We start from the raw sequence: 9,466 nt of genomic DNA, 5'->3' as shown, positions 1-9,466 counted from the left end.
GCGCGGGGTATGCGCATGCGTATGAACGGGGGTATACGAGTGGACCCGGCTGAAGCAGTCCCCGAGGGCGAAGGCCTGCTGCCGGACGCCCCTCTGATCCAGGACACGGTGGCCCTCGACGGTGACGGGACCGTCATCGCAGAGGCACGCCACCGGGCGGCCGGCTTCCTCACACGCGTCCAGGCCGAGCACGGCATTCCGGTGTCCGCACGCGCCATGGACCTGACCCAGTTGGTGGTCAGCGAGCTGGTCACCAACGCCTGCAAGTACGCCCCCGGGCCCGTGCTGATGGAGCTGCGTGTCTCGGGCGACGCCGTGGAGGTGGTCGTGTGGGACAGCGACCCGGTCCTGCCGGTGGCCCGGGCCGCCGACGCGGGCCGGGTCGGACAGCACGGTCTGGAGATCGTCATGGCCGTCGCGCAGGGCTTTGAGGTTCAGCGCGAGCCGGTCGGCAAACGCATCACCGTCCGCATCGCCCTGCTGGACGACCCCGGCGGAGACATCGCCGGACGCAACCCCCTCTGACACGGCTCCGGTGTAGAGCGACGTCGACGACTTGGGCCCGGCCGGCGCCAAAGCGGACCTTGATCGGCTGTGGAGAGTGGACTCAGCCGAGCCGCTCATCCAGTCGAACTCAACTCTGTGCGGGGTGCCGGTGCCGACCAGGTTCGTGGGGTCCTTGCGCGGTCAGACCTGGTCGACCTTGCCGGGATAACGCAGCGTCCCCTCCGGGTTGGCGCTCAGGTCGGCCAGCAGCGCAATGAGGGGTTTACTGATCGGGTAGGTACCTCGTTCGGTGACGCGTCTGCACGGATACAGGCCACTGACCCCACGACGTCGAGAGACGCCCAGGGTCAGGACAGGTCTCCCCGGCTTAAGGGGTGACCCCAGGTGGCTTCCCCGCGAGGATCACGCCGTGCAGTGCCAAAGCTCTGACGTGAGGGGTGCTGTCCGTCCAGCCGGCCGTGCCGCCCGTATGCGGTCCGGCCTGCCACAGGCGTTCCCGCCGCACGGAATCAGGGAGGTGAGACGCGGATGAATCCCGACCTCAGCAGTCACGATCACAATCCGCCGCACCCCCTCCGCGAGGCACACGGCGCGCGCTGTAACCGCTGACGACAAGAACGTCGTCCGCCAGGCCGCGGTCGCGCCGTGTGTGCCGTACGGGGACGGAGGTTCCTGTCATGACTGTATTCACCGACCTCGCACGCGTACTGCTGCCCGTGGCCGAGCCCGTGCTGCCGGCAGCTGCCGAGCTGCTGGGAGCAGCCTGATGCTGCGCCTCGCGATCGAGATCGCCCTCAGGCTCGCCCGGCGCGCCCTGTACTCCGCCTGAGCCAGGACGACGCTGAGATACCCGGTGGCAGCCCTCCACCTCGGCTGCCCGACCCCGCTGGGCCGGGTGAAGCGGGGTGGTGCGGTACGCCCACCCGGGGCGTACCGCGCCGGCCATGCCAGTGCGGTAAGCGCACCGGGCGATGATCAGAAGCCGTCCGCCAGACCGCCACGACCGCCTGATTCCAGACGTCCCACTACCGCGTCCAGGAGATGCCGCCATGCAGACCCTGACCACCCGGACTCGGGCCCCGAATAGTCGTGCTGCTCAACGACAGCGTGCGTCACGTGTCACGCGGTGGCCGGCGGCGGTTCCTCCAGCACTTCGGCGACCTTCCGCGCGAGCTGCGCGACGTGCGGCGGCAGGTAGCTCTCCAAGGCGTCGACGTCGTCACACAGCCGGGCGCGCAGCCCATGCAGACACGCCTGCGTGAACAGCCGCTGCTCATCTGGCTCGGACATCAGCCCTCCTTCCGCATACACCTTGCCCCACGAGAACCGCAACCGCGCCTCCTGGTCGTCGTCGGCGAGACGTGGTGTGCCGAGCGTTCCGGCGAGTTGGTGCCGGTCTGAGTCCCTCGGGCCGGTCGCCCGACTGCGCTGCTGCCACGTCTGGAGGTAGGACGCGAGAGTGTCCGTGGCCATGCCGGTGCACTGGCAGTATGCGACCGACCCGGTGGTGGAGGTTCGGACCCGGGTGTGTGCGGAGGCGCGGGCCTGGTCGCTTGGAGCGCGGGGAGCCGGCGCCGTGCTGTGTTGCTCATCGGGTGATGGGTGGTCCACCTGCTGGTGCCTGTGTCATCCGATCGGTCAGCCGAGCCGCTGTCGCTGGATGGGGGTCACCCACAAGGGCTGCGCCGACTTCGGCTCGTCGGATGGTCGTAAATCACCGGCTGACTGTTCGTTACATCACTCGGTCGGGTTAGCTGGTGTGGGTGCCCGCTGTGCGGATCGGCGCTTGGGCGGCTGTCTGTTCAGACGCCGGACCGATCCTGAGGCGTGTGCTCGATTACCGGTGGTCGGGGTGACGATCCGACGATTTGAAAGTCCTGGTGACCGCGGCTTCCGCCGCGGCCGTGCTGGGAGCGGCCTCTACCGCTGTGGCCAATGACCAGCACGGTGGCAACGGTGGCCTACCGGTGATGATCGTCTCCCCGGCCCCGGGGAAGATCACCAAGGAGCACAAGGTCACCGACACCTACCAGTTCGACCCCAAGGGTTCTACCTCCTCGCAGGACGCACCCCCCGCCCCGCCGGCGCCCGGTCCGCTGACCAGCGCCAAGGACGCGGTCAACGACACCGCCCAGTCCGCCACCTTCGGCGCGTCGGACACCGTCGACTCGCTGCTGAAGTAGAACCCAGCAGGCCACAGCCACCACACACCACGGCCCGGGAGCTGCCGAGCCCCGGGCCGCGGCCGCACCCCCGCCCCCGACACAGGGCGATTTCAGCATCCTTCCGAAAGGACTCTCCGTGGCTCTTTCCGTCACGTCCTCAGTGCCGCCACGCGCGGCCAACTCCTGGTCGGCGATCATGCAGCGTCTCCGCTACACGAGGCAGGCCGGGCGGAGCGCCGCCCGCCTCGCCGCTGCAGCTTTGGGGACTACAGCGCTCCTCCTGTCCGCCCCGGGCGCCGCGCACGCCGCCGAACCGGAGATCAACTTCCCGGACAAGACGCTCGCAAAAAACGGCAACCAATTCCCCGTCAAGGTGAATTACCGCTGTGACAGCGGGGCCAGCTACACCTACATGGATGTCGGCCTCCGCCAGACCAAAAACTACAACAACGTGGCAAGGGGGTCGGCTGGATCAAGCCCACATGCGACGGCAAGCCCCAGTCCGCCTGGGTCCAAGTCGCGGAGATCAGCAACCTTTTTCGGGCAGGTGGCGCGGACCTCACCGCCTGCTTCACCAAGCACGGGGGACCGCCTGACGACATTCATCGCTGCTACATGGGAGGAGCGGAAGGCGCAAAGGAAGAACAGGTCAAGATCCGGTAGCCCGATTCACACTGGGCAAGCTTCTCCACCCCGTTGCCCATCGGCGACCGATCGCCCACCTTGCCCCGGGCACCCAGTGGTTGCCGGTCACGGGACTGATACCGACGAGGTCGGCGATCACAATGGGCGGCATGTTATTCGGTAGGGCACTCCTGTGAGTGAGACGCCAGCCGCCGACCGAGGCTTGTGCCGCTCCTCGGGCCCGGCCGCCGACACGGAACCAGGCGCCCACCGCTGGACACCAAGGCGCACCAGCCGACCCTGGCCGGAGCGCCCGGTACGCCTGTGGCCGTCACTCCGCCCAGTCGAGTCCGAGGCCGGCCAGGTGCTGGAGCTTGTCCGCGGTCAGCTTCCCGCGGCGGCATTTCTGGTTCATGACCCACACCCCGAGTTTGACCTCGCTCCTGTCCTCCAGCCGCTCTACATGGCCCCTGGGGACCTTCACGGAGCCCGTTCGGCCTTGTACTGCTGCGATGTGCCGGCTTCATGTCAGCGAGGGAATGTCAGTCGCAGTTGAGTAGGAGAGCTATGTGCTTGCTGGTCGTCGGCTGGGAGCCGGGCCGTGCCACTGATACGGCGGTGGTACTTCGCGACCGGTCAACTGTCATGGGATGGGATACCCCCAGTTGGCTTACTGATCTTTTCGTAAGTTCGGTGGGTGTGCCGGCTTGCGAGTGGGAGGCTTTTCGGGTGGCTTATCAACCCTCGCCTTCGGCTGCCGGCTCGTCTCTTCCTCCCTTGTCGCGGCCTCAGTTGGCGGAGGCACGGCGTGTTCTGGCGGTCGAGTTGTTCGAGGAGGGCGCCTCGAATGCGGAGATCGCGCGGGCGGTGGGGGTGTGTGCCGAGAGTGTGCGGCGTTGGCGTCGGGTGTGGGAGGAAGGCGGCGTTTCGGCCCTGCGGCGGCGTGCGGCCACTGGTCGCCCCGCGCGCACCGTCGGCCGACCTCTTGACCTTGTTGGCCTGGCGCGCGTCGACCCCCTTGACCAGGTAGGCCACCCGGCACGTTTCTCCTTGACACAGCACGTTCCCGCCGCCAATCCGGTCGCGGAGGGATCAACGCGGTTCACACCATACTGGGAGGCCCGCTCGGAAGCCCGGATGGCACCCGGTTGCGCCGCTAGCGTGGGCCGCGTTACTGCCGAATGGCATGCCCGCGCCGCCCGGCGTGGGGTGCCGGGTTCCGGAGGCGCTCTCGATGACTTTCACAGATGGTCGGCTCCCCCCTGTCGGGGAGGAGTTCCGCTGCTCCGGCTCCGCGAGCGACGCGGCGCTGAAACTCGATTCGTTCGGCGTCGTCACCCTGGATTTCAGGGGCGGCATCGTGTTCCGAGTCGAGGAGGAGCTCAGCGGCGGCCTCGGCGGCGTGAAGCTGCAGATCACCGGCGAAGGAGTACGAGGCCGCCAACGAGGTGGTGGGCCGTGTCGGTCTGTCCCGGACCGACACCAGCGGCACCCCGCTCAGCCTGCTCGAAGTGACCGACCGTCAGGCCTGCACCTACCGCAGCACCTTCTACCACGACTTCACGCTCGTCATCGAGAAGCCTCCGGGCGGCGGTGCTCCGCTGGTCCTGTGCAGTACCAAGCCGGTGATCACCCGGATCGACAAGTTCACCCAGTTCCCCCCGAGGGGTGTCGGCGATCGGCTGCGAGAGCAGGTGGATTTCGCCCCGCCAGGAGAGCCCGACCAGGTCGTCGCGCAACTGCTGGATCTCTCCTTTACCTGGTCGTAGACCGCCTGACCCTCAAAGCCCGCGGTGACGCCCGCCGACATCCAGGACCGCGACGCCGCCCGCGACGTGTTCTGGCGGCTGCGCCTCACCTAGCCGCAGATCACCCAGGTCTGGGCCGACCGAGGCTACGCCGGCGACCTCGTCGACTGGGCCCGCGACCGCCTCTGGCTCTCTCTGCGCATCGTCTCCCGGCCCAAAGGGGTCAAGGGCCTTCGTCGTGTTGCCTCGCCGCTGGAAAGTCGAGCGCACGATCGGCTGGTGTATGAACGCCCCGCCGCAACGCACGCGACTACGAACGTCTACCCCAGCACTGCGAAGCACACCTGAACTGGGCACTCATCACCATGATGACCCGACGCCTCACCCGCAAGAGCCCTCGCACCGCCTGGACGAAATAGCCCAGTGCGATGCCCGGCTCCACGTCCTAAACCACCGCGACCAGCGCCAGCGCCTCGTTCAAGTGGTGCTCGGCGATTCCCTGCATGAACTCTCGGTCGGGGAAGTCTCCCTCCAGCACTCGTGCTTCGGCTCAATCCGGCGGGCCGTCGCACAGTGCTCTGACGACGGCCCGCTTCTGAATCCGCACTACGAATGCGAGACCGAAGATGACTACGCCCTGGCCGCCCCCGCGTACCGCCCGCTCGCCCCGCGCGTCGCCGTGCCCCGGGAGCCGGTCGACCCCGCGCGCATCCGGCGGCGCGTCGTACGGCGCCGGGCGAAGGGGATGGACGCCGGCGCCGTCGCGGCGGCCCTCGAGGACGCCCGCTTCGACGTATGGCAGGACTCCCGCCACGAGGACCTGGTCGACGACGTCCGCGGCCGGGCGGAGCTCGCGGAGTGGGAGCCCCTGGACCAGCCGCTCGCCGCCGCGGCCGCCGACCGCGAGGCCGCCGTACGCGGGGCGCAGCGGATCGCGGCCCGCGCCGACGAGCTCCAGGCGCTGCGCGAGTTCCACGCCCTGGAGCAGACCGAGCCCCGCGACGGGGACGAAGCCGCGCGCGACGAGCTGACCCGGCGAGCCGACGGGTACGTCCAGGCCGACGTCGACGCCTGGCTCGCTCACGCCCTGGCCGCGCACCTCGGGCGCTACCGACCCGGCCGCCCGTGAAGCGGCCGCCGACCTTCTGACGCCGCCGGTCCTCGCCCACGCCGCACTGCTCGCCGAACTCGCCCGGCTGGTCCCCGGCGCCCGCGCCGACGAGCTGGCGTTAACGACTTCTTAGCCTGCGGCTCCGAGCAGCAGCAGTGTGTGCGGCCACAGGTCGTTGAGGACAGTGGGGTCGTTCTTAAGCTTGGCGAACATGACCAGTCCTTCCAGGTGGGCGACCACAGCTCGCGCGGTGGCCGCTGTGGCTCGCTCGCGGGGGACGGTTCCCTCGTCGGCAGCGTCGTTGAGGGTGGCGGCGACGAGTGCGATCTGTTCGTCGAAGATCTCTTCCAGGCGGGTCTGCACGGCGGGCTCCTGGGTGGCCAGTTCCAGTGCGAGGTTGCCGAGGAGGCAGCCGTCGACCGTTCCCGAGGTCTCCTTCATCCGGCGCTGGAGCTGCGCCATGGTGTCCAGGAGTCGCTTCAGGCGGTCGAGGGCGGGGCCGGTGGCGGCCAGCTCGGTGGTCCAGCAGCTGCGTTCGGCGTTCCAGTAGGCGTTGACGGCCTCGACCGTTAGCGCCTGTTTGGATTCGAAGAAGTGGTAGAAGCTGCCCTTCTTCACCTCTGCCTTGGCGCAGATTTCGGCAACGCCGAGGTTGCTGTAGCCGCGGCTCTGCATCAGTTCACCGGTGGCGTCGATGAGGCGTTCGCGTGCCGTGCTGGTGCGTCCCATGAGGCCGAGTATACGTCCGGTCAACTATCCGGCTAGCGAGCTAGTAAATAGTTGACCGGTCGTCTAGGGTCGGGTTTGTTGCTCCGCGTACCGCTTCACGTAGAACGAAGGGACATCCATGTCCGCGCCACTCTCCGTCGTTATTGCTCACCACAGCGGCTACGGCCATACAAAGCGCCAGGCCGCCGCCGTCGCGGCCGGCGTCGCTTCGGTCCCCGGCGTGCGCGCCGACCTGCGGGACGTCGCCACTTTGGACGACAGTCTCTGGGCGGCTCTCGAGGAGGCTGACGCGATCATCTTCGGCTCGCCCACCTATATGGGGTCCACCTCTGCTGTCTTCCAGCGGTTCGCCGAGGCCAGCAGCAAGGTATGGGCCGAGCAGGGCTGGCAGGGCAAGCTCGCCGCCGGTTTCACCAACTCCGCCGGCATCAACGGCAACAAGGACAACGTGCTGCTGTCCTTGGCCGTCCTCGCCGCGCAGCACGGCATGACCTGGGTCTCGCTCGGCCTGCTCCCCGGCTGGGCCTACACCTCTACCGGCAGCCCGGACGACCTCAACCGCCTTGGCGGTTTCGTCGGCGCCATGGCCCAGTCCTCCTCCGACCTCGGACCCGACCAAGCCCCCACCGACTCGGATCAACGCACCGCCCACCACCTCGGCGCCCGCGTCGCCCGCACCGCCCTGCAGTTCGCCCACGGCCGCGAGGCCGCCGCCCTGGTGGTGACCGCATGAGCGGCCCGGGCCGGCTCGGCGATCTGCTGGGCATCGAGCACCCCATCGTCCAGGGCCCCTTCGGCGGCGGACTTTCCTCCGTCGCCCTCACCGCCGCGGTCAGTGAGGGCGGCGGCCTCGGATCCTACGGCGCGCACATTCTCACCCCCACCGCGATCACCGAGCTCGTCACCACCCTGAAAGCCGCCACGAGTCGGCCGTTCGCCGTGAACCTCTGGGTGCCACTGGAGGGCGAGCGCTCCACACTGCCGGACAACGCCGTACTCACCGCTCACGTCGAGCGGCTCCGTCCCTACTACAACGAACTCGGCGCCGCAGCTCCCGCCTACGAGGAAGTCGAAGCCCTGCCTGACTTCGACGACCAGATCGACGCACTCCTCGCCGCCGCGCCGCCCGTCATCAGCTTCGTCATGGGCATCCCACCTCGCCGCGTCGTCGACGAGGCGCGTCGTAAAGGCATCGCCCTGATCGGCACGGCGACGACGGTGGAGGAAGCCGTCGCCCTCGACGACGCGGGCCTCGACGCCATCGTGGCCTCGGGCAGCGACGCGGGCGGGCACCGCGGGGCGTTCCTCGCACCCGTACGGGAGTCGCTGGTCGGCACCTTCTCGCTGGTGCCGCAGATCGCCGACGCCGTGACCGCGCCCGTCATCGCCGCTGGTGGTATTGCCGACAGCCGTGGCATCCGGGCCGCCCTCACCCTCGGCGCCGACGCCGTGCAGATCGGCACTGCGTTCCTGGCCACCCGGGAATCCGGCGCGAGCGACGCCCACAAGCGTCAGCTCGGGACCCCAGCGGCCCGTACGACCGTCCTCACCCGGCTCTTCTCCGGCCGCACCGCCCGCGGCATACCCAACCGGTTCGTCCGCGACATGGCGGCGTACGAGGACGCCGTGCCTCCGTATCCCATCCAGAACGCCCTGATGCAGCCCATCCGCCGGGCCGCCGCCGCCCAGGGAAGGCCGGAGTACGTGAATCTGTGGGCCGGACAGGCGGCAGCGCTGGCTGGCGATGACCTGGGTGCAAGGGAGTACCTGGCCCACTTGGTCAAGGAGCTCCCAAGTCAGGGCGTCCCCCTCGGATCACCTCGAGCCCGTTGAGGAAGCCCGCGTAGTGGAGTGCGGCCACGTGCCGCCGTGATCGAGTGCCAGCGCCCTGCACGGGCACTCGATCACGACGTCGGCGCCAGGCGATCTGGTCGACCGGCTTACCGCACCGCGGCTTTTGGGGCCCCAACGTCTCCTCCGCCACCGAATTCCTCGACTGGTACGAACGCCCCGTGTATCGGCATCACCATCACGAACGTGCAGAACATCGTCGCGCTGACCAGCATCGAGTGCAGGGCATCCTCAGCGCAGACCAGAATCTGCAGTGTGCCGAGAACAGCGACGCTCAGGGGGACCAGCCATTGTCCCACCTCATCGACCAACTGCCCCTTCTCTCGCAGAACGGCACTAACAACCTCTGACCACCCAGCTGTGGCGGTTGGTCAGCCCGCATTAGCAGTTGATCGACGGCACCGCTGAGGGCACGGATGCAGTTGAAAGACAGCTACTACTGATCTTTTCGTAAGTTCGGTGGGTGTGGTGGCCCTGCGAGTGGGAGGCTTTCGGGGTGGCTTATCAACCCTCATCTTCGGCTGCCGGCTCGTCTCTTCCTCCATTGTCACGGCCTCAGTTGGCGGAGGCGCGTCGTGTTCGGGCGGTCGAGTTGTTCGAGGAGGGCGCCTCGAATGCGGAGATCGCGCGGGCGGTGGGGGTGTGTGCCGAGAGTGTGCGGCGTTGGCGTCGGGTGTGGGAGCAAGACGGTGCCCCGGGCCTGCGGAGACGGTCAGCGACCGGGCGTCCAC

General features: G+C 68.5%; 12 protein-coding genes and 1 riboswitch. Of the genes, 9 read left to right on the top strand and 3 right to left on the bottom strand.

All coding sequences use genetic code 11. The features are described from left to right. Positions 1-21: 21 nt before the first annotated feature. The gene (locus ABTZ58_RS39330) at positions 22-525 is read left to right on the top strand and encodes an ATP-binding protein (protein ID WP_351368081.1); all 504 of its coding nucleotides are present in this window, start codon (positions 22-24) and stop codon (positions 523-525) included. A gap of 256 nt (positions 526-781) precedes the next feature. Beyond that, a riboswitch (M-box (ykoK) riboswitch) is annotated at positions 782-951 on the top strand. Positions 952-1,626: 675 nt separating this feature from the next. Here ABTZ58_RS39330 and ABTZ58_RS39325 read toward each other — a convergent pair. After that, positions 1,627-1,980: a hypothetical protein gene (locus ABTZ58_RS39325; protein WP_351368078.1), complete on the bottom strand. Its 354-nt coding sequence runs from the start codon at positions 1,978-1,980 to the stop codon at positions 1,627-1,629. 497 nt (positions 1,981-2,477) lie between these two features. Here ABTZ58_RS39325 and ABTZ58_RS39320 point away from each other — a divergent pair, with 497 nt between their 5' ends. After that, on the top strand, positions 2,478-2,690 hold the full coding sequence (locus tag ABTZ58_RS39320; protein WP_351368075.1) for a hypothetical protein: 213 nt from the start codon (positions 2,478-2,480) through the stop codon (positions 2,688-2,690). A 937-nt stretch (positions 2,691-3,627) separates the two neighbouring features. Here the strand turns inward: ABTZ58_RS39320 and ABTZ58_RS39315 are convergent. Continuing rightward, entirely contained in the window at positions 3,628-3,780 is a 153-nt protein-coding gene (locus ABTZ58_RS39315) for a Helicase associated domain protein (RefSeq protein ID WP_351368072.1), read from the bottom strand. A 41-nt stretch (positions 3,781-3,821) separates the two neighbouring features. Here ABTZ58_RS39315 and ABTZ58_RS39310 point away from each other — a divergent pair, with 41 nt between their 5' ends. From ABTZ58_RS39310 to ABTZ58_RS39295, 3 genes are all read left to right on the top strand, one after another. Further along, positions 3,822-4,811 (top strand): helix-turn-helix domain-containing protein, encoded by a 990-nt coding sequence (locus ABTZ58_RS39310; RefSeq protein ID WP_351368069.1) that lies wholly within the window; start codon positions 3,822-3,824, stop codon positions 4,809-4,811. Further along, positions 4,748-5,065, top strand: coding sequence for a hypothetical protein (locus ABTZ58_RS39305; RefSeq protein WP_351368084.1), 318 nt, complete (start codon positions 4,748-4,750; stop codon positions 5,063-5,065). The genes ABTZ58_RS39310 and ABTZ58_RS39305 overlap by 64 nt, the downstream gene beginning before the upstream one ends. 463 nt (positions 5,066-5,528) lie before the next feature. Then, the gene (locus tag ABTZ58_RS39295; RefSeq protein ID WP_351368066.1) at positions 5,529-6,173 is read left to right on the top strand and encodes a hypothetical protein; all 645 of its coding nucleotides are present in this window, start codon (positions 5,529-5,531) and stop codon (positions 6,171-6,173) included. A gap of 111 nt (positions 6,174-6,284) precedes the next feature. Here the strand turns inward: ABTZ58_RS39295 and ABTZ58_RS39290 are convergent, their stop codons facing one another. Then, positions 6,285-6,884, bottom strand: coding sequence for a TetR/AcrR family transcriptional regulator (locus ABTZ58_RS39290; RefSeq protein WP_351368063.1), 600 nt, complete (start codon positions 6,882-6,884; stop codon positions 6,285-6,287). Between the two features lie 118 nt (positions 6,885-7,002). Between ABTZ58_RS39290 and ABTZ58_RS39285 the strand changes: the two genes are divergently transcribed. From ABTZ58_RS39285 to ABTZ58_RS39270, 4 genes are all read left to right on the top strand, one after another. Further along, on the top strand, positions 7,003-7,617 hold the full coding sequence (locus ABTZ58_RS39285; RefSeq protein ID WP_351368060.1) for a flavodoxin family protein: 615 nt from the start codon (positions 7,003-7,005) through the stop codon (positions 7,615-7,617). Next, a complete protein-coding gene (locus tag ABTZ58_RS39280; protein WP_351368057.1) occupies positions 7,614-8,717 on the top strand; it encodes an NAD(P)H-dependent flavin oxidoreductase in 1,104 nt (367 codons plus the stop codon). Before ABTZ58_RS39285 ends, ABTZ58_RS39280 begins: the two co-directional genes overlap by 4 nt. Positions 8,718-8,761: 44 nt before the next feature. Continuing rightward, complete coding sequence (locus tag ABTZ58_RS40425; RefSeq protein WP_502996215.1) at positions 8,762-9,085, top strand: hypothetical protein; 324 nt, start codon at positions 8,762-8,764, stop codon at positions 9,083-9,085. 113 nt (positions 9,086-9,198) lie between these two features. Next, positions 9,199-9,466, top strand: a 268-nt coding sequence (locus ABTZ58_RS39270) for a helix-turn-helix domain-containing protein (RefSeq protein WP_351368054.1), incomplete at its 3' end; no start/stop codon positions are given.

The sequence above is a fragment of the Streptomyces sp. NPDC094143 genome, from assembly GCF_040303825.1.
Taxonomy (GTDB): Bacteria; Actinomycetota; Actinomycetes; order Streptomycetales; family Streptomycetaceae; genus Streptomyces.
Note: the sequence above shows the minus strand (reverse complement) of the source record. Positions and strands in the feature narration are given on the sequence as shown.